We start from the raw sequence: 25,174 nt of genomic DNA, 5'->3' as shown, positions 1-25,174 counted from the left end.
ATGGGCCGTGAAATCGAACTTAACGGCGCCCAGTATTCCATCGGGCGGCTGACCGCAAAGCAACAACTGCACGTGTCGCGCCGTATCGCGCCGGTGATCCCGCCCATGATTCCGGCATTCCTGAAGCTGGCCGAGAAGCTTAAGGCCAGCGGCGCTGAGGCGTCCGATGCATCTGGCGCGGACAAGGCGAAGATGTTGATGGCGGGAGACCTTTCGGACCTCGGCGAGTCGCTGCAGCCCTTCGCTGACGCGCTGGCGGCCATGAACGATGCCGATGCCGATTACGTCATAGATAACTGCCTGACCGCCGTCCAGCGGCAGCAGCCCACTGGCTGGGCGCGCGTCGTGTCGCCCGAGCAGAAGACGCTCATGTTCCAGGACATGGACATGGCGGTGATTCTGCCGCTGGTGGTGCAGGTCATCGTGGCCAACCTCGGCCCTTTTATTCAAGGGTTGCTTACCAGCCTGCCGAGCAACCCGGATCAGTCGGGACAGGCTGGCTAAGGCACTTGCCGGGTGGCGAGGACTGGCTGATGGCGCCGGTTCTCGAGGGCTTGTGCAAGTACGAGTCCCTTGTCGACGGCACGCTCGGGCTGGAAGACATCGCGCTGATGAATGACGCGCTGGCCGTCCGGGCCGACAACCAGGCGGCCGCACGCCGCATCTTGGAACAGCAGAGCAATGGCCCAAAGCACCGTAATCCGTGAGTTCCTCGTCGCCTTGGGATTCAAGGTCGACGAGAAGGGCCTGAAGAAGTTCAACGACGGCGTCGAGCAGGCCACCAAGGGCGTCAAGCAACTGGTGACGACCATCTCGGCCTCGGCCCTGGCCGTCAGCGTCGGCGTGTCGGCGCTGGCGTCGAAACTGGAGAACTTGTACTTCGTCTCCAAACGCACCGGTGCGGCGGCCAACAGTCTGAAGGCGTTCGACTTTGCCGCCCGGAATCTGGGTATCTCGACAGAGACCGCCTTCGGCGCGGTGGAAAGCCTGGCGAAATTCCTGCGGAATAACCCGGCGGGCGAGGGCTATCTGGCCTCCATCGGTGTGCAGACGCGCAACGCCAATGGCGAACTGCGCGACACAGTCGACATCCTTGCCGACATCGGCACGGAACTTGCCAAACGGCCGACGTGGCTGTCCAGCCAGTACGGCAAGATCCTCGGCATCGACGAGAACCTTCTGCTGGCGATGCGTGACGGCGACTTTGCCAAGTTCATGCAGCAGTACCGGGAGATGTCCCGGCGCAACGGGCTGGACAAGGCCGCCGAGGACGCGCATGCCTTCATGGTCGCCCTCCGCGGGCTGGGCACGACCTTCGAGAACTTCGCGATCAAGGTTGAGGGCGCGCTGCTGCGCAGGGTCGGGCCGCAGCTCGCGCGGTTCCAAAAGTGGTTCGAAGATCATTCCGGCGAGATCTCCGAGCGGGTGGCGGAGATCGCCAGCGCTATCCTTGCTGCTGCCGCCGCGCTTGGGCCTCCGCTGTCCTGGCTGGCCGACAAATTCATCGAGCTTGATCAGGCGACGGACGGATGGTCGACGAAGATCATGCTGCTTGTCGGCGCCTTTGGGGCGCTGGGCGGTTTCAAGATCGTCAGCGGCATCTGGAAGATGGTCGCGGCAGTGCGCGCGCTAGGCGCAGCAAATGCGGCGGCAGCGGCGGCCGGCGGCGCTTCGGCTGCCGGAGGGGCCGCCGGCGCGGGGGGCGCGGCAGCGGCTGGCGCCGGTTGGCTGGCGCGCTTCCTGCCGTGGGCGGCTCGGATCGGTGGCGCTGCGGCGCTCATGTTCCATAGTGGCGGCCTGAACAACGGCGAGGACGCCGAGCTGGCCCGCAGGCGCGCGGCGGCCGGCCAGCCGGCTGGTACGGGAAATGCCGGCGTCGACGCCGTATCGTTTTTCCAGCGACTAGGCTGGTCCCATGACCAGGCCGCTGGCATCGTTGCCAATTTGCAGCGCGAGAGCACCGCCGGCTTGAATCACCGCGCCGTGGGCGACAACGGGCAAGCTTACGGTGTCGCCCAGTGGCACCCTGACCGCCAAGCGAACTTCAAAGCATGGTCCGGAAAGGACATCCGGGATTCGTCCCTGATGGAGCAACTGCAGTTCGTGAACTACGAACTGACGCGGGGCGCCGAGCAACGCGCCGGCCAGTTGTTACGCGCCGCGCAGAATGCCCAACAGGCTGGCGAGATCGTTTCTCGCTACTACGAACGGCCGGGCAAGGAAGAGGCGGACAAGGCCCGGGAAGCCGCACTTCGCGGCCGTGCTGCGGTCGACCTGAAGCAGGAGACGACTATCAACCTGTACGGAGTGTCTGACCCGGCGGCCGCCGGCCGGGCTGTAAATGACGGCCAGCGGCAGGTGAACGACGAAATCGTGCGCAACATGCAAGGGGCAATCTCGTGAGCTTCCTCGACATCATCACCTTCGTGCCTAAGACCATCGGGCCAGTGAAGATTGGCTGCACGCTTGAGGAAGCCCACCAGGACGAACTGCAGATTACCGAGCACCCGGTGGAGAAGGGGGCGCAGATCAACGATCACGCGTTCAAGCTGCAGCCGGAGGTAACGATCCAGTGCAGTTGGTCCAACGCCGATCTGGCCGCACTCATTGGCACCCTGGAATCGATTTTCACCGGGGGCGGCCTGCCGTCTAACGACTACATCAGCACGGTGTACTCGCAGCTGATCGCGCTGCAGGAGACGCGCCAGCCCTTTGATGTGGTGACATCGACGCGTGTGTATCACGACATGCTGTTCAAGTCGCTGCGCGTTGTTAAAGATCAGAAAACTGGCGAGGCTCTTAGCGTTACTGCCACGCTGAAGCAGATCCGGATCGTGCAGACGAAGGCGACAACGCTGCCGCCGAAGGAAAACCAAGCCGATCCCCAGGCCACGGCCGAGACCCAGAATGCCGGCACCAAGGCTGCGATGCCGGCCACGCCGGCGCCGGGCGGATCGGCGCCACCGACGAGCATGTAATGCCCACCTTCTACGAGATCCCTCTGACGCCAGATCCGCAGCGGTTCACGGTGACGCTCAGCGGCGTTGAATACCGGATGACGGTGCAATACCGCGACGCCGGCGGCGCCGGCTGGGTGCTGGACGTGGCCGACGCGACCAACCTGCCGATCGTGAGCGGCATCTTGCTGGTGACCGGTGTGGACCTGCTGGGCCAGTATCGACATCTGGGATTTGGCGGGCGGCTCTGGGTGCAGGGCGCGGCCGACCCCGATGACGTTCCGACGTTTGAAGACCTCGGCATCGGGTCGCACTTATACTGGGTGACCGACTAAGCTGAAAGACAATCAATGGACGACACGAACCGCAAGGAACTGCTGCTCTGGGCCGAAAAGGCTGCAATTGAAAGCCTGAAAGGGCATCACGCGAGCGCGGATGTCATCGCTAAAGAAGCCTCCACAACGCTGACGATTTTTCTGGCAGCAATGGGCGGTGGAATCGCCTATGCATTGAAACTGCTGGAGGCTGGCGAGTGGAAATGGCAGGCGGCGGGCTGTGCGTTCTTCACAGTTTGGTTCTTAGTGTTAAGTGTGCTGCTCGTTGGGAAGTGCCTGATGATTCGGGCGATTCCCCCGGTGTTTAATGAACCGAGCAACCTTTACATGCCCCAGTTTGCGTATCTCGATGTGATCGAATCCGAGCTGGATGGATTCCAGCGTCGGATAGCGGCCGTCGGAAAAGAGAATGGACGCGTCGTCTGGTGGTTGAACCGGCTGCGTATGGCAGCGGCACTCAGCCCGGTCGCTACCGCTTTGGCTTTGTGGGTTGGTTGGTGGACGGTTGGCGCCTAACCGTTCCCGGCTCAGACGGCCTCCGCTTCTGTCGGATGTTCGCGTCCCGAGTCGGGGTTCGGTACACTGGGGTCGTCGGGTCCGGGACTTTTGGCTTATTATTAGACGTCGTCATGGTGACTCTGGTTGTTCAGGTGTAGGAGCCGGTAAACATACCAGAGTCAGACGCAGCCCCGCCTCGGCGGGGCTTTTTCATTGGTGGCGATATGACCCAGCAATACGGCCGCAAGGTCTCGCTGATCATTGGGCGCGACGCCGGATCTGCCCTTGATCTGTCGCACCTCCGGATCGTTTTTGACGTGCGCCGTGGCGACACGCAGACGCCGAACTCAGCGCGTTTCCGTGTCTACAACCTTTCCGAAAACACCACGCAGCGTATCGAGTACGAGTACAGCCGGGTCGTTCTGCAGGCCGGGTATCAAGGTAACTACGGCATCATCTTCGACGGTACGATCAAGCAGGTTCGCCGCGGTCGTGAGAGCCAAACCGACACCTACCTGGACATAACGGCAGCCGATGGCGACTCAGCGTACAACTTCGCTGTGCTCAACATGACGTTGGCCGCGGGATCGACTCTGTCCGATCACATCGCGGCGGCGTGTACGGCAATGAATCCGTACGGCGTGACTCAAGGATACACGCCACCCCTGCCGACCAACCCTCTGCCTCGGGAAAAGGTCATGTTTGGGATGGTGCGCGATTTCCTCGCTAAGACCGCGAGGACCGCCCAAACTGTCTGGAGCATTCAGGACGGCAAGGTCGTCAATATCCCGGAGACATCCTATATGCCGGGGGACATTCCGGTGATCACCTCAGAGACCGGAATGGTGGGATTACCAGAGCAGACACAGAACGGCATCACTATCAAGATGCTGCTCAATCCCAATGTCAAAATCGGATCGCTGATCAAGATCGACAATCGCAGCGTTCAGCAGCGGGAGAGAAGCCTAGCGGTTGGGCAGCAGGCCGACGAGGCATTTATCGCAGAGGGGAACCGGCTCCAGGATGACGGGTACTACTACGTGATGCTGGCCAACCACAGCGGCGATACGCGCGGGAATGAGTTCTACACCGAAGTCGTATGCCTGGCGGCGGACGTGACAGCGGGCGTCCAGAACTTTACGGACAGGCAGGTAGTGCCGCCGGAGGGTGTGATCAAGCCGTGGGGTTGATCACAGTCCAGGCCATCCTTCGATGATTACGACACTGCCGTCGGGCCGGAAGTTGACTTTGGAGAAATCAACAAGGTTGCGAGCGGAAGTGTTTCCCTGCGGTCCGATGATCACGACGCTCCCTTTGCTGGCTGAAAGGGTGCCACCCCAGCATCCAATGTCTGGCTTCCTGGTGTTGTAGATCTCAGCTTTACGCATGTGCCTGGCGTTCACGATGGGCAAGCCGCATGGCTCTGATTCGTGCAGGACGTAGATGAAATGAGACCGGTCGATCGTATCTCCTTCCTTTCGTGTTCCAGGCGGTGTGACATATGCCGTTTGCGCGAGTACCGCATTGGCAAAAAGTGCGAGAAGTAGGGGCAGCTTCTTCATTCTGGAATCCAATGAACAGACTAGAGAGAATCGGCGAACCCGAGGTCGCGCTTCGCGTTGCATTCCATGGGCTGCGAGCAGACATCTGGACCGCCATTCCGGGAATCATCCAATCTTTTGACCCGGACGAGATGACCTGCCGGGTTCAGCCAGCAATCAAGGCAAATGTCCGGCAGAAGGACGGCGCGGTCGTTTCAGTTGCGCTTCCGCTCTTGGGCGATTGCCCTGTGCAGTTCCCATCTGGCGGAAATTGTAGTCTCACCTTCCCGGTTTCTCCAGGAGACGAGTGCCTGGTGGTGTTCTCCAGTCGGTGCATTGACGCTTGGTGGCAGTCCGGCGGTGTTCAGGAACAGGCCGAGCAGAGGATGCACGACCTGTCGGACGGGTTCGTGCTCCTTGGATTCCGGTCGAAGCCCCGGGCGCTGCCGAATGTGAGCACCACGGCCACGCAACTGCGATCTGAGTCCGGCACGACCTATATCGAGATGAATCCAACGCTGCAGAAGGTCAAGATCGTCGCGCCTGGTGGATTCGACGTGGTCGCACCCCTGTCGACCTTCTCGGCAGCAGTGACGATCACGGGGCTGTTGACGTTTGTGGGCGGCCTGGTCGGAAGCGCGGTTAGCGGGGCGGCAGCCGTCTTCAATGGCGTACTGAATGTCATTGGGCAAATCACCGCGAATGGAAAGCGCGTAGATGACACCCACACCCACAACGGCGTGCAGCCCGGCAGCGGCAGCAGCGGCAACGTGAACTAAGGATCTCCATGCGGTACCGAAAGCTATCCGGCACTGGTGACTATGTCTTCGGTGGGCAGCAGGCCGATTTCTACAAGGACGTCCCCGAGGCGGTGGCCCAGGCTGTGCTCACGCGGCTGCGCTTGTTGCGCGGGGAATGGTTCCTCGACAAGACGGCTGGCACGCCATGGAGTACCGAGGTGCTGGGAAAGTACACCAACGGTACCTACGACGCCGCTATCCGCCAGCGCATCCTGGGCACGCAAGGCGTGAGGGAAATTGTCGAGTACTCCGGCACCGTCGACACCGAGAAGCGGCACCTGAGCGTGGTCGCGAGGATCAACACCATCTACGGCCCCACCACCGTTGAGGCGACTCTGTAATGGCCATCACCACGACCGCACCCACAATCGATGCCAGCGGCATCACCGCGCCGACCTATGCTGATGTCCTCGACTATCTGAAGGGAAAATTCCGCGGCATTTATGGGCCGGACACGTATCTGGAGGAAGATAGCCAAGACGGCCAGTTGCTGGCTGTGTTCGCCGACTCTATCAACGATGCCAATGCCGTTGCCGTGGCAATCTACCGTTCCTTCAGCCCGGCCACCGCGCAAGACGATGCACTGTCGAGCAACGTCAAGATCAACGGCATTGGGCGAAAGGCCGCATCGTTCTCTACAGTCGACCTGCTGATCGTCGGCCAGGCCGGTACGACCATTACCAATGGCGTCGCCACGGACGCGAACAAGAACAAGTGGACGCTGCCGGCGACCGTGACGATTCCGCCTTCTGGCCAGATCACCGTCACCGCGACGTGCATTTCAATCGGCGCCATCAGCGCAGCTGCGGGCACGATCAGCCAGATCGGCACGCCGACGCTCGGTTGGCAGACGGTGACGAATCCGGATGACGCCGCGGAGGGCTCGCCAGTAGAGAAGGACGCAGCACTAAGGCAGCGGCAGACCGTATCCACAGCGCTCCCATCACTGACGGTGCTGGACGGCATCATCGGGACAGTGTGGAACGTGGCGGGCGTGACCCGAGTGCGCGCATACGAGAACGACTCGGCCACGACGGATGCGAATGGTTTGCCGCCGCACTCGATTTCTCTGGTGGTGGAAGGCGGTGATTCCACCGATATCGCAAACGCGATTGCCAAGAAGAAGACGCCTGGGTCGCCAACCTACGGCACGACGGCTGTTTCCGTGCAGGACATCTACGGGCGACCGATCACCATCCGATTCTTCCGACCCTCGACGGCGGCTATCACGGTAGCTGTAAGCCTTAAAGCTCTGACCGCTTATACCACCGCGGTCGGCGATGCGATCAAGCAAGCGGTCTCCGACTACGTTAATGGCGTAGCCATCGGTGGCGGAGAGTCGGGCAGCGTCGAATGGGCCGACTCGATCACGGCGGCCAACAGCGTCGGGGGTGGCACCGCCTTCAAGCTTACGGCTCTGACATTGACCGGGCCAGGCGGGGCGGGCGGGCCTGACGTGGCCTTGGGATTCAGCCAAGTGGCCGGGTGCACGCCGGCGGCGGTGACCCTGACGGTGACCTGATATGGCAGACATCACCAAGTACACCGGCCGCGTCACAAGCGAGCACAACCAGCAGCCAGCCTTCATGGCCGTGGTCGAAGCGCTGGCGCAGCCGATGGTCGAGCTGCAGAACCTGCTTGGCAGCATGCCGGGAAAGTTTGACCTCGATGCCGCGGTGGGTGCGCAGCTTGATGATGTTGGCCGGTGGGTTGGCATCTCGCGCAACGTGCCGGTGCCTCTGACCAGTGTCTACTTTTCGTTCGACACCGCAGGGCTTGGCTTCGACCAGGGCAATTGGAAGGGCCCATTCGATCCTGACACCGGGCTGACGCGGCTAGACGACGACACATACCGGCTGGTCATCCGCGCAAAGATTGGCGCGAACCACTGGGACGGCACACTCGGATCGTCGAAGGCCATCCTGGACTCGATCTTCGGCGGTGGCACCTCCGTCTTCATCCAGGACAACCAGGACATGTCGATGACCATCGGCATCTCTGGGGACGTCCCGTCTGCGGTGTTCCTAGGTCTGCTGGCGAACGGGACCATCCCTCTCAAGCCAGAAGGCGTAGGCATCAACATCGTAATCGTCACATCCCTGGATGGTGAACCGATCTTCGGCTTCGACATGAGCAACGATCTCGTCGCCGGCTTTGACACCGGCGCATGGGGAACACCACTGTAAGGAACACAATGGCAACAAATGACTTCCTAGTGTTTGGCGGCGGTGCTGGCGCCAACGTCATCCCGCAAGTCACCTATTCTGGCTTGACCGCCCGAACGGCTGGCTTCTCGTCGGGCGTCGCGCAATCAGCCCAGCTCAACAAGGTCTGGCGTCAGTCGAGCATCATGGCTGCGGTGCTCGCACAGTTCATCTCGGACCAAACTGGCCAAGACGCAGTGGATGACGGGACGACGGCAACCCTATTGGCAAACCTAAAGGCTGCGGTGCGACTTCAGCATGGCCAATGCAGGCTGTCCGTCGTTAGCGGCACTCAACTCAAGCTCTCCCCCTACAACGGCAATGGTCTGATCATCAACGGACTGCCGCAACAGGTCCCCGGTGTGGGTGTGAGCGTCAGCAACGCAGGATTAGCTGCCGGCACCTTGTACTACGCCTACTCCTACATGAACGCGGGGGTCATGGCTTTGGAGCTCTCGAGTACAGGGCATTCGACCGGGACGGCGGGCGTTGAGCAGAAGACCGGGGATCCTACACGTACGTTAGTCGGCATGGTGCGCACGAATGCTTCAAGCCAGTTCGTTGACTCGGCCACCCAGAGGTTCTGCCTCAACTGGTTCAACCGGCGATCGATTGCGGCGACCAATACCTTCAATGTCAACCGTTCGACAACAAGCACGACGCCTGTCGAGTTGAGTCCTACTGAACGCGCCGAGTTTCTTAACTGGGGAGACGAAAGCACCTATGTGACCTTTCTCGCGTCCGCTTCCCAGAACACGACGTCTGGCTCGTTCTCGAGTTCGGTTGGCTTGGACGGTATCACGCCTGCACCGTTCAACATGGTTGTCAACGTCACGGCCGTTAACACGCCTCAGAACGTTAGCGCCATGGGTGCGTTGACGCCCACCGAGGGCTATCACTATTTGACGGCATACGGTGCGGCGACGGCAGGGTTCACAGCAACCTGGCTGGGCCAATACCCGACGCTAACAGCAAATATCAGGGGCTGATATGAAATCAATTGGACCGACGTTTTCCGAAGAACTGAAGGAAGCGGGACTGATGGGCCTTCCGTTCTCTTGGGGGGACGATGGCAGCATTGCGTTCGCGCCATCGATTACCACGGAGCAAAAGGACGCAGTCATGGCGGTGTATGACCGCCATGACCCTAAGATCGTCGCGACTTAACCCGTCCACAACAAACTTTGGCCCGCTTTGGCGGGCTTTTTCATTTTCTCCGGGGAAATTAATGAACGAGGCCGACATGGCAAACGAAGCAGTGAAGCTCGCGCCTGCGGCGCCTGTAACCGTGATGACCTTCATGGGCTATAGCGTGCAAGACTGGGCCAGCTGGCTGACGGCCTTTTATGTGCTGCTGCTGATCGGGAATTTCATCTGGAAGGCCGTCCGCCCCTGGCTGCGGCGCGGGCCGGATGCGGAGGCACCCGATGCTTAAGCAGCGGATTGCGGTCGCAGCGCTAACGATGTCGGCGGCGGGCTTCGCCGGCTGGCAGGCATCCGAAGGTTTCACCGACCACGCCGTCATTCCAACGAAGGGAGACGTCCCGACAATCGGCCATGGATCGACCCGGTACGAGGATGGTCGGCCGGTTCGAATGGACGACACGATTACGCGGGAGCGGGCGGCGATACTCGCCAGAAATCTGATGACGGCTGACGAGAAGCGCTTTGTTGCAAGCCTGCCAGGCGTAAAGCTTCACCAGGAGGAATTCGACGTCTACATGGACTTCGTCGGTCAATTTGGTATCGGGAATTGGCGGGCGTCCAGCATGCGCAGGGACTTGCTGATGGGTGACTATGTGGGCGCGTGCAATGCGTTGCTGCTCTACAAGTACTCGGCCGGGTACGACTGCTCGACGCCGGGGAACAAGCGCTGTTATGGCGTATGGACTCGCCAACTGGATCGCAACCGCAAATGCCTGGAGTCCCAATGAGATACGGAAGCCGCAAGTTCCTGACTGCGTTGCTGGTCATCGTGTCCGCCGACGGCATGCTGCTGGTCGGCACAATCGATGCCGCGGTGTGGGGCGCGACTGTAGGCAGCGTCGTCGCTGCCTACATCGCAGGCAACGTTGCGCAGAAGGCGGTGACGAAGTGAGGGCCCCGATCTACCGAGTAGTGGCTGCCGTCGCCTTGGTCGCTGCCATCTTTGCCGCCGGCTGGGTAACGAACGGGTGGCGCAAGGACGCCGAAATTGACCGGATGAAGGCGGCCAGCGCTCAAGCGGACCTCGCTGGCGCCAACAAGGCGATCGAGGACCTTGGCGCGGCCAGTCAGACCATCCGGTCCAAGGCCGACGAGTTCAACGCCAGCCAAGCCGCGCTTGCCGCCAAGGTCGATCAGGCCGTGAAGGAATTCCGAAATGCGAAAAAGCCTCTGCCCGTGGATTGCCGCCCTGATGATTTCCGGGTGCGCAAGCTATCCGACGCCGTCGATGCGGCCAAGCAGGCCGCCGCCGCTCGATAGTGCATTGGCCGCGCCATGCCGGATCCCGGACGCGCCGGCGGCGGCCGACTATGACGCTTGGCAGGAATGGGTGATGGGCGATGTCCTCAAAGCGCTAGGTGACTGCGCCGCCCGGCATCGCCTGACCGTAGAGGCGTGGCCTCGGTAGCCGAAAAAGACGGCGAGACGTGCGGGGCGCCGCCTCGCCGTGTGAACGCTGTGATCTTTCACAGCGGCGAACCTTTGTTATCGGCGGCACGCCGAAATTCCGTAGGACTTAGCGTGCGGCGGGCGCCAGCCCGGTGAACGCATTGAACTGGCGACGAAAGCCCGTGTTGATAGAAATCAGAAGGGCAAAATCGAGAAGGAGACCAAAACACAGTCCAATCAGCGCGCCCACCAGCTTCTTGGGCTTGATGGGGCGCTCAGGTGCGTAGATAGGAGCAACCGCTCGTGTGTTAAACGTGCGTGACGGGTCCAGTTGTTCTTCCAGGGAGCGTTGCATTTCGCGCAGTACGCGCAGTTCCGTGTCGCTGGATCGAATCGCCTCGGAGAGCATCACGTTCTCAGAGAACTTCTTGGCTGCCGAGTCCCCGTTGCTCTGGATCCGTTCCAAGATAAGCGTGCGTTCACGGGTCAAGGAGTCAATCGACTTGTTGGTGTCCGCGAGGCTCTTCTCAAGCCGCGCTTTTCCGGGCTGAAGAATCTGAGCATGTTCTGCTTGCAGGATGCCCAATGCGGCCTCGGCAACTTTCATTGCTTGGTCACGGGATCGAGCTTCTACGCTGAGTTCGACGAAATGGTCGCCCCCACGCGCTACCGTTGCCTTCAGCGTACTCATCGGGAGAGCCGACATATCGACGCTGGAATCCGGGGGTAGCCCGGCCGCTTTCAGCGCCTGTTGCGCGAAACCTTTGAAATTGACGCGCTGGACCAACGCACCTGGATCAGTCAGGCGACGGTCCCTTCCAATCCCCATTTGGCCGATGCCGACAAGAACGGTAGCCTGCCAACGGGGCGCAAACGTGGTTGATATGAAGGCGCCACAGGCTGCGGCAGCTATGGCGATGACTGTAAGGAACGCTGCAACGCGAATACTCGACTTCATTTCTCTCGGCTGGGTCCGTGAAGATTCGCCTTGCCAAAATGTCTCAAGACAAGGAACGGCGGACCCTCGAATATACAACCAACTGCGACGAATCGTTCCCTACTTTTGTGGGGATTTTGCTATGCGGAACGAATTTGACATGTCTGGGTAATTTGACTCTGATGTCGACGTTGCGACAGGTTTGGTGGAGCACGGGCGACTTCGTCTCCCATTTATCCGCACCCGGTCCCAAAAAAAACGCCACGGCCGCCATAGCCGTGGCTTCAACGATTTAGGAAGTAGCCGCCGGTTTCCCGGCAGGTCAGAGGATGTCACGGGGAAGCCGCTTGGTGCATCGCCCGAAAGGGTGAAAACTACCGCTTAAATCGCTCGGGGTACAAAAAGCCGCGGCCCGGATGGGTCGTGGCTGAATGTAAGTTCCTGTTCCCGGATCTGTCCTACGCTGGCGCCCCGCTAGGGGCGTCCAACGCGCAATACCCGTGGGCCTCAATATCGTTCATGACGGCGGACGGCATCAGACCCAGCATGGGGGTGTCGACGTCTAGTTGAGCGTCTGCCGATGTTTCGATGGGCCCTAGCCACTCGATGACGTGAGAGGGGAGCGTAGCCAAATTGGTACCAACTCGGACGAAAAGCGCGCGATGTCCGCTGCGATGGAGCGTGATCAACATGACGATGTGAGCACAGCCGGGTGGGCGTTCATTGAGGAAGAAAATATACAAATTACCGCGGAGGATCGCCAGTGCCTAATGCGCAGGACGCTTCTACCCGGCCATCCTTGTTACGAAGGCCACCCTAGCTCCCTCCGGCATGGTAGCGTCGTGCAAGCATGTACAGGGTATTTTATGCTTGCAAAAAACGAGTCCGGTAGGATAGTATGCAAGCATATTGTTTCGCGGAGTGCTTGCATGGCTGGGAAGAAGGAAGTGCCCCAGGCTCAGAAGGCCGAAGGAAAAGCTAAAGGGGGGGTCGCAAGGGCGCAATCGCTGTCGGATGAGCAGCGCCGGGATATCGCCAAGAAGGCTGCCTTGGCTCGGTGGGGAGCAAAGCCCATTAAAGCGACCCACACCGGAAACTTCAAAGAGAACTTCGGCATCGATGTGGACTGTTATGTCCTCAACGATGAGGCCAAGACTGCCGTGATTAGTCAGTCGGGTATGGCTAGAGTGCTGGGAATATCTCCGCGTGGCAATGTCTTGGAGCGGTTTGCGGGCAGTGAAACCATGGCGGGATTCGCCGGGGCCGAGCTACTTCATAAACTGCGAAATCCCCTTATTTTTCAATGGGGTGTCGGCGGGGCGGAACAGCCTCCCTCAAACATCAAGGGCTTTGAGGCTGGGCTGCTGATCGATTTATGCAATGCGATCACCGCTGCAAACTCAGCGGGTCGGCTGGGGAAGCGTTACGAAAAGATCGTCCAGCAGGCATCGATTGTTACAGGCGCTTCTGCAAAAGCTGGAATCCAAGGCCTTGTCTACGCATTGGCGGGCTACGACCAGACAAAAGAAGAGGTCATTGCCGCGTATAAGTTTTATGTCATGGAGGAGGCGCGCGAATACGAACGTGAATTCCCCATGGAGTTGTACGAGCAATGGTACAGATTGTATGGCTTGGCGAAGCCGGAGCGCGGCAGGCCTTGGGAGTTCCGGTATCTAACTATTGATCACATATATAAGCCTCTTGCGAAGAGCAATGGGAAGGTTTTCGCTCTCGCGCGATCCAACAAACAAGAATTTGGGGACAAAAACAATAAAATTCACCAGTTTCTTTCTGAGGTTGGCGTGAAGGCTCTGAGGACACAAGTGGGCAAGATAGCCGGTATAGCAATGGTTTCTGAAAGTCGTGAGCAGTACGAAAAATTCATTGCCGAAAAGATCTACGGTCAGTCAAGCTTTGACTTTGGGGAAACGTGACTATCGTGCTCATCTCTTGAACCTCGCCGGCGGCACTGCTTCCGGCCGCTTGACCTTTATCAGGGCGGTCCATGAAAAATGCCGGCGCACGGCCGGCTTTAAAAGGAACGTGTGGGGGCGCGATTCAGGCGATGACGTTTAGCTGGCCGGGCGTGATGCCGAGCGCGGCGGCTACCTTCACCCGCGTCGCCTTGCGCATCTTGCCCTTGCCGTTCTCGATCTCGGCGTAGCCAGGCTGGGAGATGCCCATGCGGTCGGCAACTTCTTTCTGGGTCAGGTTCAGATGCTCGCGCCAAGCGCGGGCCGGGCTAAGGCCCTCCACTAGGAGACGGTGGGCAACCTCATTGGGAACCCAGTCACGGTCAGCGCCGCGGTCGGAGACATAGTCGGCGTATGGGATCACTACGAAGGCCGGCTTGCCTTGTGCGTCGTGGATGATCTGAATGTTTGGCGGTGTGTCCATCGTGTTCCGTGTTGTCCTGGTAAAGAAGTATAGGACAACATAAGAAAACGTAAAACTAAAATATAGGAAAGTAATGCGGAAGCGCTACGTGGGCTCTCCGGGCGGGCACGATCCGTTGTGGAAGGTCATCGCTTGAAGCGTTCAGGCGGCACCGCGCCGGGGCGCTTCACCTTGATCCAGTCCGTCGAGCGCACCCCGTCCTGATAGCTCGAGCCCAGCCGCTTCCCTACCACGCCTTCCAGCTTCAGCTCTAGGGCGGAGCGATACAGCCAGTCGCCGTCGTCGACGCCCGTGACATGGAGCACCTGGCCGCCGTGCGAGCGCAGCAGCTTGGCCAGCATTGCCTTGCGCTTCTCCAGCGCTATGGGCCGGAAGTCCCTCCCCATGGCGACCAGAACGTCGAACACGCAATAGACGACCAGGTCCGCGCCTTCGTACCAACCCTTGCGCCGCGCACGCGCGTGCAGGCGGTCGAAATTGCTACGCCCCAGGTCGTCCAGCACGCATACCTCTCCATCCAGCACGCTGCCACTCGGCATGTCCGCGACTGCGGCGGCCACCTCCGGGAACCAGGCAGTCGCGTCAATCCCGCCGCGGCTCTTCAGCCGGGCCGTGGATCCGGTACTGGCCAAGACGCGGTAGCCGTCGTACTTGATCTCGTAGAGCCAGTCGCCCTCGCGCGGAATGGTTTTTCGCTCTGTAAGCAGCATGGGGCAGAGCTGGTCCAGTGTCGGGGCGCCGTCGCCTCGGGGCATGGCGCTTAGCCCTTGACGTCGCGGGGGTCATGGCCGAAGGAGTTCCGAGCGCGGATCTGGCCGTCGAGGCCGTGAATCAGCAGCTCGACCTTGTCGCGCTTGGCGCGCTCGGTGCCGGCGGCAATCGCTTCCTCCTGCGTGAAGAACATTGTTCGGTCGCCGCCGCCGGCCGTCTCGACGGCCCATTCGTTCCCGGCCGGTACCACATGGATATCTGCTGCCATGGCTGTCTCCTAGAGTTATGAAGACAGTCTGCGCGCGGTCCACGCATCGCCACTATCGGTAGGCGTCTGACATCCACCTAAGGGACGCGGGCAAAAAAACCACGCAGGGATGTTCTGCGTGGCGACATGGAAAATCGCGGGGTCAATCGCGAACCTTTAGTGTGCCCCGGTCGTGTGATGTTGTCGTCCCTACGCCGGTGGGGACGCCACGCTCTAAAGTTAAATCGTGTTGTGACGTAATACCGGATTCACTTGCTTTTCCAGTGAACCCGTTCCGTAGTAGTTCGGGGCTGGCGGCCCCGCCGGCCTCGCTTTTTTGCATGCAGCTACGACCCGTCCTTGGCAGGCAGGGTCCGCCGAATCTTCTCTAGCACCCTGCGGTGCTTGTCCTCAGCCTCTTCCCACGTCTCAGACTCGAAGGACTTGCTCATGCCGCCGTTGACGGTGGTCCGGAACATGGGCGGCTTGTCGTCTCGTAGGCTCGCCCAGCCGGAGAAGTAGGTCCAGACCTCGACCGCGTATTCCGGCAGCAAGTCCTTAATCTGCCAGGCTTTGCCATCGCAAGTCATCCACATGGCGTGCTCGGTGTAGTCGTAGCAACGCCGCGGCGCGCCCGCTTCGTCCAGGACGTAATAGCGGTCGTAAGCCGGGTCGATTGGATTGCTGGGCAGGCCGCCCGGCGGCGCGGGTGGGCGGGGCAGGGCTTTAAGCCGAGGCATCTAGCAACACCTCCAGTTCCCGTCTCGCTTCCTCGACGGCCTCACCGGCTGGTTCGCCGTACCCGTTCTCCCAGCCGTGGAAGCCAGCAGCCTCCGTTCCGGCCGTCAAGTTATCCAGCGCAGCCAGTAGGCGCCTGGCCGCGTCGCTCACTGTCGGGCGAGCCAGCAATGGCTCTCCGCACCGGTCGTTCATCTCGCCCTCATGTCTTTAATGTATGCCGCGCAATGGGTGTCAAGAAGCACATTGAAAAACCCAATTGGCAGGTTGTGGCAACAGCACTCACACTGGCTATATACTGTATGAATATACAGTAGTTGTATAGGGGTTCGATGGGACTTGCGCGGGTCCCCCGGTCGGTCAGGCAGGGATGGTCAATCCAAAAAAGTGAGGGGTACGTGAACGCAATGAACGAAAGAAGCACGCCGCCGGTGCCGGCCGGCTTGGAAGGGGCAAGGAAAATCGCAGAGGGTGTCGCGGGCATCTTCAGCGCCTTGCAAGCGCTGGGGGTGGACGACCAAGAGGTCGAGCGGCTTTGCCAGGTGGGAGCTGCCCTAACGCAGAACCTCAGCAACGAGCTCGAGATCGCGCAGGAGGAGAGGGCGGCCCGGCCTCAGTTGCGCGCAGTGCCGGTGGTCAGCTTCTTCAATGCCGACGATTCCCTAGAAGGCGAACACTAGGCGCAAGCCTGGGCCCGCGCGATTGCGACCAGACGCGGGTCCGCCTGCGTCAGCACGTCCAGAAGCAGCCGTTTCTCCTCGAGGTAGAGCTTGGCAAACTCTGGGTCGTGCATGACGATGCTCGATGTATTGCTGATCAGGTCGGCACACTTGACCGTTTGGACCCAGCCTGGCGCAGCGGCCAGGCGAGCCCGGGAAGCGGCTTTCCTTTCGGCCCGGTTACCCTGTTCGAGGTCGGACAGGAACATGACTCCACGCGAAACGAACTCACCGAAAGCCTCGGTCAAATGATCGGGCGTTACGGACTGGTCTTCTACGCAGTCATGGAGCCAAGCGGTGGCCACCATTTCCTCTGCGCGATCCCCATAGCTTGAGAAGGCCACCGAACTCACAATCCCCGCTACCTCGGCAAGATGGTCCAAATAAGGGTTGTTTGTGTATTTCCGCCGCTGGTCCTTGTGGACTTGGCGGGCGAACATCATGGCGTTGTAGGCAATGCTCATGCTTCCTCCGTACCTGATTCTGCGAGTCTCGTGCTTGCGAGCAGTATACGGCGGCTGCCCGCTCCTGAATTATTGGTTTTGAATAATTTGGACTAAACGGAGGCGCGGCTTGAATGGCCCGCCCAGTTTGCCTATCGTAGAGGTCCGCACCTTCAGGGGGGAGGCGGCCATGTGGATCTGCATCCGATGCCGCGCCGAAATCTCCGTCGATGCTGTGGAGCCTGGCATCGACGACTTCGGCATCTACTTCATCTGCCCGCATTGCGGTCGGCGCAACAAACTGATCAACGTTAGCGCGCGGGACAGAAACGGCCGCCGGCGAGGTGGACTCTTGCTGCAGCAGACCGGTAACTGACGCAGGCTGCTGCTTCCATCAGTCTTTCTGCATGGCCGGTGGTTGCGGTAGGGGCATCCAGTGGGTTGGATCAGGCTGCATGCCACCATCGCAGTCCAGCCATCCTTCAAAGCCATCGCTTTCCTGCTGGTCTATCCAAGCGCCGGTCAGATCGCGCTGTTCGCGGACGTATGGTTCTTCGCTGCACCACCAACCTTGTGCAACGGACGATCCATTGGTCACGATGATGTTTGTCCCATCCTTCGGCGCCGTCGCAATCGGCTGCCACCCAGCCTGCTTGCGCGAGGCTTGCCATGCGGCGAGCGGCGATATGTCGGCGTTGTTCTGCCACTGCTCGACCATCCACTTCTCAAATTCCTCGTTCACGGTTGCTCTCCGGTGTCGTTGATGATCTTGTAGTGCCTTCCGCCGAGATGAAGCAGTTTCGGCTCCTTTGGCTTCTTCCAGACACACAGGCCGTTCGCATCGATATTCCCACCCTGCTGTATCCACCATGTGGTGACGTTCCAGAACGATGCCTTCGCACTCGGCTGACGCTTCGCTGGATCGCCGTCAGCGTTCAACAGAATGGGGCCAGCATACGGGTGCATCTCAAACTTGTGCCGCACTCCGTTCTCGTCAACGATCACTCGGTCAGGACCGCCAACTGATAGATGGCAGCGCGTGCCGCCGAAGTCTATGAATGGCATCACCCCTCCCTCCGCCCGTCCAGCGAAGCGCGTGCTGCGTCGAAAAGCTTGCTGCCTGCCCACATCATGCGCGTTGCCTTAAGAGGGTCTTTGTGGCATTTGCATCCGCCATTGGTATGCATGCCGGTTGGCTTCTTCACGAGACACCCGCCGTCAGTGCAACCTCCAACGGTATCGCGCATGGTTTCGTAGTCGCGCAATGCGTCGCGCAGATCCGCCTCCCCGCCACCAGCCTGGCTGGCGCGCTCCAGTTCGCCGACACGCCGCTCTGCCGCGATCCGCAGCTCATGCTCGCGCTCCCAATCGGCAACGCGCTGCGATGCCTGCTCGGCCCAGGAGTCGCGGTCGGCTTCGAGTTCGCGGATGCGAGTGATCGCACGCTCAAGAAGATTGACGGATGCGTAACGATTCGGCTGTCCGACGTTCGTGTCATCAATGCAGTGCTGAAGCTCTTGCGCAATGTCACGACGCGCCATGTGCTTCAACGGATGGTCGATACGGTCACGCATCTCTGCGTCGAACTTGGCGCGCAGGTCTTCGTACCGCGTTGCTTCTGGCCATGCATTCTCTCCGCAGTTCTGGCAGTACCCACGCTTCGGATCTGGCGCGTGGCAATTGCAGTACCGCTGACGGTTGTCTTTAGCCATTCCCGCCCTCCGGTTCGGTGCGCGCACCTTCACCCGAGAAGATGCCATGCTGTTGCAGCCACTCTTGATACCTGGCCGTTTCCAAGGGCTTTAATGCGGTGTGCCCGATTGGCCATCCCATCAACCACTCGACCCACTCCGGGTTCAGCTGGCCACCGTCGGACGCCATAACCGCGTGGTCGATCCTGTCGTTCGATCTGTCCCGTCCATTCTTGCGAACCAGCGCCGCAGGCGAAGATCCTTTGCTCGCGCTCGCGCACGGCGTCGGCCACATCGCGCGCGCAGAAACCGCTTCGATCAGCGTCCCGCCCTCCCGGCCCTTGCGCGGCGTGATCCTGCCGCCCTTGTCCGCCAGGCTTGCTGTCGGCGTTGGCCAGAGCTTGGCAGCCGAAGACAGGCCCCAACCCGCGTTCTTGCTGGCACCCGGCTTGTTGTGGTTCCCATGTACTGTGGGAGTGGGCCAAAGCTTCACTGCAAGCGTGAGCGGAGTTCCGCCTTGCGCATACTTCCTGTCGCGCATCACCGCGCTGTCTCGCGTTGGCGTGGGCCACAATCCAGATTCGCTCTCGAAGGTGGGGAGCGCCGACGTCGGCCGCAGATATGACACCCCATTCCGCATCGAACCCCATCTCGGCCAGGTCTCCGAGAACTCGGGAAAGTCCCCGAGAAGTGAGCATTGGGGAGTTCTCCACTTCGACTCGGCGGGGTCGTACTTCGCAAATGACGCGCGCCATTTCTGTCCAGAGTCCGCTGCGCTCTCCGTCAAGTCCATCTCCGGTTCCAGCTGCGCTGATGTCCTGGCATGGAAACCCTCCAGCCACGACGTCAACAATTCCGCGCCAAGGTCTTCCGTCAAAGGTTCGAACGTCATTCCAAATCGGGAACGGAGGAAAGGTGCCGTCATTTTGGCGAGCGACAAGGACGGCCTGGGCGTAGGGATCAAATTCAACGGCGCATACGCATCGACGGCCGAGCAGTTGACCTGCAAGGATGCCTCCACCAGCGCCCGCGAAAAGATGAAGCTCATTCACCGGCACCTCCATTGCTCTGCGCCCCCTGTTGCCGCTCGCGCTGCTTGATTGCTCGGAGCGAGACTAAACGCCTAAATTCCGCCGCCAGCCAGCGCATCCGGTCAGGGTGCGAAAGATCTGCCGGACACCGGTTGTACGCACTCATCATGTCGTGCCAGTCACCTTCATGCGCCGCCGCGAGGGCGTCCCTCTTATCCGCCTCGCTCGCCGCGTCTGCCGGGGTGGCGACGCACTTGCACGCAGCGGCGTAGCATGTGTCGTGAGGGCAATCTTCCGCGATGTTGTCTTGGCCCATGTCGCTAGGTTCTGCCGGGGTGGCGGATTGCTGGCGAAGCAGTGCGATCATGGTTTCGGGCGGCACGCGCAATGTGTTGTCACCGGCAACATTCATCATCGCCTGCGCTTTGCGAATCCACCCATCCACCTGCGCAGCGGGTGCCGGGCCCTCCCGAACCGCCACCGCAGGCCCATAACTGGTCATTCGCGCGGTCAGCTTTGTGAAACAACATGGGCACTCCACGTCAAGGCTATCTACCGGGGTAGCGGATTGTTGGCGGGCGTCGTTTGCCTCTGCGTGATAGCGGTCGAACCAGCTCCCAAACGCAACCTTCTTGTTCGCCTGCGCAGCGGGTGCCGGGGTGGGGGTGATCGCAGCAATGATGAAATCGAATGCGGCAAGGTCTTCCGGCTCGCAAAGTTCCAGCGCGCCACGCACTTGATGCACGGCAGCGGAAAACCCGTCGGTCGGCGCTGCTTCGCTGCTGTCAAGCATTTGCTCCACGTCGGCTGCGTGCGGCGTCAGTTTCGGCGCTGGTGCGGCGGGCGCGGCGAGTAGGGCGCGTGCTTGGTCAAACAGATAGTTGGGAACGTACTCTGCGTCAGCAAAATCAAGGAACTTACGCAAAAGTTCATGCACCCCCTCCCCATTGCGGGCATCCGCATTGACGACTGGGGACAGATCGTGTGGCATTGCAACCAGCATCATTTGCCAGATTTTCCGAATTTCAGACGTATTGAGTGTGATGCGCCCATCATCAATAGGGATTTCGACGCGCTGCGCAGCCTCATACATTTCGGCAGTCGGCTCACCGATGTATTCAGTGCGGGCATCCGCAGAATGGGCGGCGAATCGGTCCAGCAGCACGTTCGAGAAATCTGCCAGTTTGGATTTCACATGCTCGTCGGCATGAAAGTACCACTCGTCGATCATCGTGGCGATCAGCCCCGCTTGGCGTGCGGTGGTGTTGGGGGTGGTCGTCATTTGGATTGCTCCTTGATGTCTTCGGCGATCTCTTGACCGGCGACAATGCCTTCGTCCCAAACGTTGTACTTGTTGTTTGCGATGCGGGCGCATTCTTCCACGACAGCATTCCACGCCGCATGAGCGAATGACTTTTCATAGTCACCGCCACCGGCTCGGACAAACTGCCCATCCTTTTCCCACCAGCATTCGAAGTGCTGCCCGAAACCATTGTTTTTGCCCGCAATCCCTTGATGCGCCTCAGATTGGGCTGCTGCTCGAATTGCCTGAAATCCTCGAATCTGGTTCTTGATAAGAGCATGGCGCCGCTGGTCTTGAGGACCGTCCGGCAGATTTCCAATGCATGCCAATGCTTCGGACAGAAGACTTGCCACTACCCCCTTCGCAGCGCCCAACGCTTCCGGGGCGGCCATCTTCACGAGCACGTCAGGAAAGCCGCTGTCTTCGTCTTCCACCCACGCGAAGCCTTGCTTGCGAACGTTCTCCAAAGCTTCCGCGAGGCTCGATCCGGCGAACGCCTCTCGTCGCACGTAGCCTGCGGGGCCCGCTACCATGATGTGCCACAGCAACGCTTCCGGGGCGGGGCGGGCGGCATTTCTGGCAGAACTCTTTTTCCGCGCTTCCCACATGGCGTCCACATGCGAGTGCTTGTAGACGATGCCCTGCCATGAGTCGATCTGCTTCGTCAGATCGAGATGCGCATACTCAGCTTCAAACGCAGCACGCTCCCGCGCCTCGCTGTCTCGCCCGTCCTGCGCACTGCCTTGGGTAGGTTTGGGGTCGGCCATGTCTCTCTCTATTCAGTTCAGGGGCGGGCAAGCGTTACCCGGGCGAATCTGGTCCATGGACAACCGGCTACGGTGTGGTCGCCGGCGCCGCAGTAGCAGCAGATGTAGGCTTTCATCGCAGCGTGGAAAGCAGGGGCACGCCGACAACCAGCACGAAGGCCAGCAGCGCCCAGATCATTACGAAGTCATCCATGTCCAGACTCCTGTTAATGGGTGATCAGCCGACCGTTGCCGGCTCGACCTTGGTGAAGGGATACTTGGCCGTCTCCGGTTTGCTGTACTTGCCGAAGTAGGCGCCGATCGATTCCGCGTTCTTGAATGCCTCGAACTCTGCTGCCGTGAAGTTGGCGTAGTGGTACAGGCTCCCCGCACCGGCCTTGCTTTTGAACCGGATGGCGAGGGTGTTGCTGGTGACGTCGTGGCCGATGCTGTGGATTTGGCTGCTGGAAACTTCAATCATTGCAATCTCCAGTTGAGGTTTAACTCGATCGTTCATTTCATCTCTCCTGTCTTTTCTCAAGTAGCTGCTTCGATCACGTTTGATTGGGTCGAACGTTCCAAACTTCAGGAATCTGCGCCGCAGAATGCTTGGGTCCTGCTTCAACTCCTTGCCCCACTGCGCGTACGTCTGGGTCTTTCCATTCCAAGTCACGTAGACATTCGTCCGCTTGTTGTTGTCCTGCTCTTCCTTGGTTGCCCATCTGCAATTTCCCGGCTCGTAATCTTCGTTGGAATTCGGGAAGCGATCCAAGGTCTTTCCTTCGGGGCGTTCACCCATATCCGCGTAGAAGTTCTCGAATGATTTCCAGCGCTCGCAGACCACCACACCCCTGCCTCCGTAATTTGGGAAGGCGCCGTTGGTCTTGTTTTGGCAGCGGCCCAACATCGCGTGCCAGGATTTGTATGCGCCAGAGTTATGCAATCCATGCCTGATGCTGTTCTTGCCGACGATTTCCTTATGGAGGCACCCACACGATTTCGCTCGGCCTCGCACCAGGTTCATCGTTCCCACAAGTCGAGCTTCTCCGCAGTCGCACACACAGTTCCACTGCGTGAGCGGATTTTTGCCGGTGCTGCTTGGGCCTTTGTCGATTACGAGTAGTCGCCCGAAACGCTGCCCGGCGATATCAATTCGCTTTCCCATGCTTCGTCCTGGTTAGCGATAGGCGCCCGTCAGGAACGGGAAGGCCATTGCCAAAGCTGCGATGACGGCTATGCCGACGAGAGTCCAGCGCTGCACGCGCTTGCTGTCTCGAAGCCGGATGAAGATGGGGTCTTGCATGTCGATCATGGCGCCCGCTCCATCGTTTCCACGATCAGCTTTGCCCAGCACTCGGCACGAATCAGGCGCTCGTCGCCGTTGTAGGGGAACCGATGGGGCCCGACCTGAAGGGTGGTTTCGGTGACCTCGATTTCGTTGGCTTCTTCGTCGTGAATGAAGCCGACGCGGAGGAAGCCTTCGAGCACCGCGCCGTGCGGCCCTGTGAAAGGCGCGTCCAGCGTGAAGGTGTGGCCCGTTCCGATCACGATTGAGCTCCGACTTTTGCGAGGGCGGCATCGGCGGCCCGGATCTCGTCCGACCGCGCCGCGTCCGACGCCAGAAGGCGCTCATGGGCCCGCTTAAGGTTGGAGAGGGCCTGGACAAGTTCAGGCATCAGGTTTTCATGCGCTGCCTGTCTTGCCGTGGCTTGGCTCGTATTCATTGCCGCCTCCGTGCATTCGTTATCAACATGCACACATATTAGCACACGCATTAGCAAGTGCAAGGGTGGCGACGAAGCCGTTCTAAGTTCGGGAGGGGAGTAAGACGCGCCGGAAGCGGCGCAAAACAGGCGTAGCTTTTAGCGTAGGTCGCTGCTGGGACCTAGCATTGGCGCGCTACAGGCGCTGCTGCATCATCGGCGTCTGCTTGTCAGCCTTGTCGGCCGGCTCCGCCTTGTCGGCGCGGCCCTTGCGCGGGGGCTTGCCTTCCGCGGCGGCCAGGGTCTCGGCGGACACGGGCGCGGCGTCCGGGGCGGCATCGGGGCGCGTGGTTTCGGCTGGTTGGGAAAAGGCTTCTGCGGACATGCATTCCTCTCGGGCGGCCCACGGGCCGGGCCGCCGGTATATCGGTTCGCGCCGGGGCGCAAAGCGGCATTTTACTGCCTGCCTCGCCAATCTAGCGGGAAGCCGGTGCGTTGTAATGCGGAGGATTCTTAAACTGGGTCGGACCAGGCCGAGGATGTCGGCTGGCGGCCCGCCGTGCTGCGCGGGGAGGGGCCGGCACAGGCGCCGGCGGCCGCACGGATGGCAGGCGGGAAGGCAGCGGGGGCGCCACAGCGGGCCCCGTGCACTGTTCGGCTTCAGCCCTCGATGGGCTTCAGCGCGGGCTTGGCGTTGTCCAGCGAGTACGGCGACAGCAGGCGCACCATCTGGGCGAACGCCTTGGGGTTGCCGGCCAGCACCTCGCCCTGTTCCATCTGGCGCGATTCGCCGGCGTAGTTGCCCACCAGGCCGCCGGCCTCGGTGATCAGCAGCATGCCCGCGGCCATGTCCCACGGCTTCAGGCCGCGCTCGAAGAAGCCGTCCAGGCGGCCGCAGGCCACGTAGGCCAGGTCCAGCGCGGCGGCGCCCGGGCGGCGCAGGCCGGCGCAGCTGCGCGTCATCAGCGCGAACATTTCCAGGTATTCCTCGACGCCTTCGAGGTCGCGGAACGGGAAGCCGGTGCCGATCAGGCAGTCGGCCAGCTTGTCGCGGCGGGTCACGCGGATGCGGCGGTTGTTCAGGAACGCGCCGGCGCCCTTGCTGGCCGTGAACAGTTCGTCGCGGGTGGGATCGTAGACCACGGCCTGGGACGGCGCGCCCTTGTGCAGCAGCCCGATCGAGACCGCGTATTGCGGAAAGCCGTGGATGAAGTTGGTGGTGCCGTCCAGCGGATCGATCACCCAGGTGAATTCGGCCTGTTCCTCGCCCTCGGCCCAGGACTGGCCGGACTCTTCCGCTAGAATGGCGTGCTCGGGGTAGGCGGTGCGGATGACCTCGATGATCGCGGCCTCGGCGGCGCGGTCGACTTCGGTCACGAAATCGTTGTGCTGCTTGCGCGAGACGCGGACCAGGTCGACGTCGATCGACGCGCGGTTGATGATGGATCCCGCCTTGCGGGCCGCCTTGACGGCGATATTGAGCATCGGATGCATGAATCTCTCCAGGGGCCCGCGGACCTGCCCGGATGGCGGCCTGCCGCCAGGATCATCATGGCGGACGGGGCGCACGGACAGTCC

The 25,174-nt window shown here is 60.7% G+C and carries 38 protein-coding genes; 19 read left to right on the top strand and 19 right to left on the bottom strand.

Translation table 11 applies throughout. The features are described 5' to 3' along the window. The 7 genes from QTN24_RS15515 (at window position 1) to QTN24_RS15485 (ending at window position 4,980) form a co-directional block, all read left to right on the top strand. Window positions 1-504 carry a phage tail assembly chaperone gene (locus QTN24_RS15515; RefSeq protein ID WP_313838040.1) on the top strand — a complete coding sequence of 168 codons (504 nt, stop codon included), beginning with the start codon at window positions 1-3 and terminating at the stop codon, window positions 502-504. Between the two features lie 29 nt (window positions 505-533). Next, window positions 534-707, top strand: a complete 174-nt coding sequence (locus QTN24_RS15510; RefSeq protein ID WP_313838038.1) for a DUF6889 family protein — start codon at window positions 534-536, stop codon at window positions 705-707. Beyond that, entirely contained in the window at window positions 682-2,403 is a 1,722-nt protein-coding gene (locus tag QTN24_RS15505; RefSeq protein WP_313838036.1) for a phage tail tip lysozyme, read from the top strand. The genes QTN24_RS15510 and QTN24_RS15505 overlap by 26 nt, the downstream gene beginning before the upstream one ends. Then, complete coding sequence (locus QTN24_RS15500) at window positions 2,400-2,978, top strand: phage baseplate protein (RefSeq protein WP_313838034.1); 579 nt, start codon at window positions 2,400-2,402, stop codon at window positions 2,976-2,978. Before QTN24_RS15505 ends, QTN24_RS15500 begins: the two co-directional genes overlap by 4 nt. Next, the gene (locus QTN24_RS15495; RefSeq protein ID WP_313838032.1) at window positions 2,978-3,292 is read left to right on the top strand and encodes a phage baseplate plug protein; all 315 of its coding nucleotides are present in this window, start codon (window positions 2,978-2,980) and stop codon (window positions 3,290-3,292) included. The genes QTN24_RS15500 and QTN24_RS15495 overlap by 1 nt, the downstream gene beginning before the upstream one ends. A 15-nt stretch (window positions 3,293-3,307) precedes the next feature. Then, window positions 3,308-3,808, top strand: a complete 501-nt coding sequence (locus tag QTN24_RS15490) for a hypothetical protein (RefSeq protein ID WP_313838030.1) — start codon at window positions 3,308-3,310, stop codon at window positions 3,806-3,808. Window positions 3,809-4,014: 206 nt separating this feature from the next. Beyond that, window positions 4,015-4,980, top strand: coding sequence for a phage protein (locus QTN24_RS15485; RefSeq protein ID WP_313838028.1), 966 nt, complete (start codon window positions 4,015-4,017; stop codon window positions 4,978-4,980). On the opposite strand, the gene QTN24_RS15480 is transcribed toward QTN24_RS15485, so the two are convergent. Next, the gene (locus QTN24_RS15480; RefSeq protein ID WP_313838026.1) at window positions 4,981-5,352 is read right to left on the bottom strand and encodes a hypothetical protein; all 372 of its coding nucleotides are present in this window, start codon (window positions 5,350-5,352) and stop codon (window positions 4,981-4,983) included. A gap of 11 nt (window positions 5,353-5,363) precedes the next feature. Between QTN24_RS15480 and QTN24_RS15475 the strand changes: the two genes are divergently transcribed. The 9 genes from QTN24_RS15475 to QTN24_RS15435 all read left to right on the top strand — a co-directional run bounded on the left by QTN24_RS15475 (window position 5,364) and on the right by QTN24_RS15435 (window position 10,801). Continuing rightward, window positions 5,364-6,110 carry a Gp138 family membrane-puncturing spike protein gene (locus tag QTN24_RS15475; RefSeq protein WP_313838024.1) on the top strand — a complete coding sequence of 249 codons (747 nt, stop codon included), beginning with the start codon at window positions 5,364-5,366 and terminating at the stop codon, window positions 6,108-6,110. An 8-nt stretch (window positions 6,111-6,118) separates the two neighbouring features. Beyond that, on the top strand, window positions 6,119-6,472 hold the full coding sequence (locus tag QTN24_RS15470) for a hypothetical protein (RefSeq protein ID WP_313838022.1): 354 nt from the start codon (window positions 6,119-6,121) through the stop codon (window positions 6,470-6,472). After that, window positions 6,472-7,653: a baseplate J/gp47 family protein gene (locus QTN24_RS15465; protein ID WP_313838020.1), complete on the top strand. Its 1,182-nt coding sequence runs from the start codon at window positions 6,472-6,474 to the stop codon at window positions 7,651-7,653. Before QTN24_RS15470 ends, QTN24_RS15465 begins: the two co-directional genes overlap by 1 nt. A gap of 1 nt (window position 7,654) precedes the next feature. Further along, the gene (locus tag QTN24_RS15460) at window positions 7,655-8,317 is read left to right on the top strand and encodes a DUF2612 domain-containing protein (RefSeq protein ID WP_313838018.1); all 663 of its coding nucleotides are present in this window, start codon (window positions 7,655-7,657) and stop codon (window positions 8,315-8,317) included. An 8-nt stretch (window positions 8,318-8,325) separates the two neighbouring features. Next, window positions 8,326-9,324, top strand: a complete 999-nt coding sequence (locus QTN24_RS15455; protein ID WP_313838017.1) for a hypothetical protein — start codon at window positions 8,326-8,328, stop codon at window positions 9,322-9,324. Between the two features lie 239 nt (window positions 9,325-9,563). Continuing rightward, on the top strand, window positions 9,564-9,770 hold the full coding sequence (locus QTN24_RS15450) for a hypothetical protein (RefSeq protein ID WP_313838016.1): 207 nt from the start codon (window positions 9,564-9,566) through the stop codon (window positions 9,768-9,770). Next, window positions 9,763-10,269, top strand: coding sequence for a glycoside hydrolase family protein (locus QTN24_RS15445; RefSeq protein ID WP_313838014.1), 507 nt, complete (start codon window positions 9,763-9,765; stop codon window positions 10,267-10,269). Before QTN24_RS15450 ends, QTN24_RS15445 begins: the two co-directional genes overlap by 8 nt. Next, window positions 10,266-10,433 (top strand): hypothetical protein, encoded by a 168-nt coding sequence (locus QTN24_RS15440; protein ID WP_313838012.1) that lies wholly within the window; start codon window positions 10,266-10,268, stop codon window positions 10,431-10,433. The genes QTN24_RS15445 and QTN24_RS15440 overlap by 4 nt, the downstream gene beginning before the upstream one ends. 20 nt (window positions 10,434-10,453) lie before the next feature. Continuing rightward, entirely contained in the window at window positions 10,454-10,801 is a 348-nt protein-coding gene (locus QTN24_RS15435; RefSeq protein ID WP_313838010.1) for a hypothetical protein, read from the top strand. A 256-nt stretch (window positions 10,802-11,057) separates the two neighbouring features. Here QTN24_RS15435 and QTN24_RS15430 read toward each other — a convergent pair whose 3' ends face one another. Next, the gene (locus QTN24_RS15430; RefSeq protein ID WP_313838009.1) at window positions 11,058-11,888 is read right to left on the bottom strand and encodes a hypothetical protein; all 831 of its coding nucleotides are present in this window, start codon (window positions 11,886-11,888) and stop codon (window positions 11,058-11,060) included. A 908-nt stretch (window positions 11,889-12,796) separates the two neighbouring features. On the opposite strand from QTN24_RS15430, the gene QTN24_RS15425 reads away from it, so the two are divergent. Then, window positions 12,797-13,801 carry a P63C domain-containing protein gene (locus tag QTN24_RS15425; RefSeq protein ID WP_313838007.1) on the top strand — a complete coding sequence of 335 codons (1,005 nt, stop codon included), beginning with the start codon at window positions 12,797-12,799 and terminating at the stop codon, window positions 13,799-13,801. 124 nt (window positions 13,802-13,925) lie between these two features. Here QTN24_RS15425 and QTN24_RS15420 read toward each other — a convergent pair whose 3' ends face one another. From QTN24_RS15420 to QTN24_RS15405, 4 genes are all read right to left on the bottom strand, one after another. Beyond that, complete coding sequence (locus QTN24_RS15420) at window positions 13,926-14,264, bottom strand: helix-turn-helix domain-containing protein (protein ID WP_313838006.1); 339 nt, start codon at window positions 14,262-14,264, stop codon at window positions 13,926-13,928. 125 nt (window positions 14,265-14,389) lie between these two features. Next, a complete protein-coding gene (locus tag QTN24_RS15415) occupies window positions 14,390-14,974 on the bottom strand; it encodes a hypothetical protein (RefSeq protein ID WP_313838005.1) in 585 nt (194 codons plus the stop codon). A 50-nt stretch (window positions 14,975-15,024) separates the two neighbouring features. Next, window positions 15,025-15,243: a DUF2188 domain-containing protein gene (locus QTN24_RS15410; RefSeq protein WP_124684668.1), complete on the bottom strand. Its 219-nt coding sequence runs from the start codon at window positions 15,241-15,243 to the stop codon at window positions 15,025-15,027. A 326-nt stretch (window positions 15,244-15,569) separates the two neighbouring features. Next, the gene (locus QTN24_RS15405; RefSeq protein ID WP_313838003.1) at window positions 15,570-15,962 is read right to left on the bottom strand and encodes a hypothetical protein; all 393 of its coding nucleotides are present in this window, start codon (window positions 15,960-15,962) and stop codon (window positions 15,570-15,572) included. Between the two features lie 405 nt (window positions 15,963-16,367). On the opposite strand from QTN24_RS15405, the gene QTN24_RS15400 reads away from it, so the two are divergent. After that, a complete protein-coding gene (locus tag QTN24_RS15400) occupies window positions 16,368-16,640 on the top strand; it encodes a hypothetical protein (RefSeq protein ID WP_124684666.1) in 273 nt (90 codons plus the stop codon). Here QTN24_RS15400 and QTN24_RS15395 read toward each other — a convergent pair. Then, window positions 16,637-17,143, bottom strand: coding sequence for an HD domain-containing protein (locus QTN24_RS15395; RefSeq protein ID WP_313838002.1), 507 nt, complete (start codon window positions 17,141-17,143; stop codon window positions 16,637-16,639). The two genes, QTN24_RS15400 and QTN24_RS15395, sit on opposite strands and share 4 nt — an antisense overlap. 169 nt (window positions 17,144-17,312) lie before the next feature. Here QTN24_RS15395 and QTN24_RS15390 point away from each other — a divergent pair, with 169 nt between their 5' ends. Continuing rightward, a complete protein-coding gene (locus QTN24_RS15390) occupies window positions 17,313-17,498 on the top strand; it encodes a hypothetical protein (protein ID WP_313838000.1) in 186 nt (61 codons plus the stop codon). An 18-nt stretch (window positions 17,499-17,516) separates the two neighbouring features. On the opposite strand, the gene QTN24_RS15385 is transcribed toward QTN24_RS15390, so the two are convergent. The 12 genes from QTN24_RS15385 to QTN24_RS15330 all read right to left on the bottom strand — a co-directional run bounded on the left by QTN24_RS15385 (window position 17,517) and on the right by QTN24_RS15330 (window position 25,090). After that, complete coding sequence (locus QTN24_RS15385; RefSeq protein WP_313837999.1) at window positions 17,517-17,864, bottom strand: DUF551 domain-containing protein; 348 nt, start codon at window positions 17,862-17,864, stop codon at window positions 17,517-17,519. Then, on the bottom strand, window positions 17,861-18,187 hold the full coding sequence (locus tag QTN24_RS15380; RefSeq protein ID WP_313837998.1) for a hypothetical protein: 327 nt from the start codon (window positions 18,185-18,187) through the stop codon (window positions 17,861-17,863). Before QTN24_RS15380 ends, QTN24_RS15385 begins: the two co-directional genes overlap by 4 nt. Next, window positions 18,187-18,834, bottom strand: a complete 648-nt coding sequence (locus QTN24_RS15375; RefSeq protein ID WP_313837997.1) for a hypothetical protein — start codon at window positions 18,832-18,834, stop codon at window positions 18,187-18,189. Before QTN24_RS15375 ends, QTN24_RS15380 begins: the two co-directional genes overlap by 1 nt. A 29-nt stretch (window positions 18,835-18,863) precedes the next feature. Continuing rightward, the gene (locus tag QTN24_RS15370; protein WP_409559037.1) at window positions 18,864-19,877 is read right to left on the bottom strand and encodes a DNA cytosine methyltransferase; all 1,014 of its coding nucleotides are present in this window, start codon (window positions 19,875-19,877) and stop codon (window positions 18,864-18,866) included. Further along, on the bottom strand, window positions 19,858-21,126 hold the full coding sequence (locus QTN24_RS15365) for a hypothetical protein (RefSeq protein WP_313837993.1): 1,269 nt from the start codon (window positions 21,124-21,126) through the stop codon (window positions 19,858-19,860). The genes QTN24_RS15370 and QTN24_RS15365 overlap by 20 nt, the downstream gene beginning before the upstream one ends. After that, window positions 21,123-21,914, bottom strand: coding sequence for a hypothetical protein (locus tag QTN24_RS15360; protein WP_313837991.1), 792 nt, complete (start codon window positions 21,912-21,914; stop codon window positions 21,123-21,125). The genes QTN24_RS15365 and QTN24_RS15360 overlap by 4 nt, the downstream gene beginning before the upstream one ends. Before the next feature lie 217 nt (window positions 21,915-22,131). Beyond that, window positions 22,132-23,058 (bottom strand): KTSC domain-containing protein, encoded by a 927-nt coding sequence (locus QTN24_RS15355; protein WP_313837989.1) that lies wholly within the window; start codon window positions 23,056-23,058, stop codon window positions 22,132-22,134. 12 nt (window positions 23,059-23,070) lie between these two features. Further along, on the bottom strand, window positions 23,071-23,205 hold the full coding sequence (locus QTN24_RS15350; RefSeq protein ID WP_301337469.1) for a hypothetical protein: 135 nt from the start codon (window positions 23,203-23,205) through the stop codon (window positions 23,071-23,073). Next, window positions 23,202-23,441, bottom strand: a complete 240-nt coding sequence (locus tag QTN24_RS15345) for a hypothetical protein (RefSeq protein ID WP_124684658.1) — start codon at window positions 23,439-23,441, stop codon at window positions 23,202-23,204. The genes QTN24_RS15350 and QTN24_RS15345 overlap by 4 nt, the downstream gene beginning before the upstream one ends. Further along, entirely contained in the window at window positions 23,438-23,617 is a 180-nt protein-coding gene (locus tag QTN24_RS15340) for a hypothetical protein (RefSeq protein WP_313837986.1), read from the bottom strand. The genes QTN24_RS15345 and QTN24_RS15340 overlap by 4 nt, the downstream gene beginning before the upstream one ends. Before the next feature lie 175 nt (window positions 23,618-23,792). Then, complete coding sequence (locus tag QTN24_RS15335; protein WP_313837984.1) at window positions 23,793-23,981, bottom strand: hypothetical protein; 189 nt, start codon at window positions 23,979-23,981, stop codon at window positions 23,793-23,795. A 275-nt stretch (window positions 23,982-24,256) separates the two neighbouring features. After that, window positions 24,257-25,090, bottom strand: coding sequence for an inositol monophosphatase family protein (locus QTN24_RS15330; RefSeq protein ID WP_124684655.1), 834 nt, complete (start codon window positions 25,088-25,090; stop codon window positions 24,257-24,259). Window positions 25,091-25,174: the final 84 nt, after the last annotated feature.

Origin of the sequence: Cupriavidus sp. SZY C1, from assembly GCF_032190535.1 — a bacterium.
Classification (GTDB): Bacteria; Pseudomonadota; Gammaproteobacteria; order Burkholderiales; family Burkholderiaceae; genus Cupriavidus; species Cupriavidus pauculus_C.
This window is presented reverse-complemented; position numbering and strand designations above follow the sequence as displayed.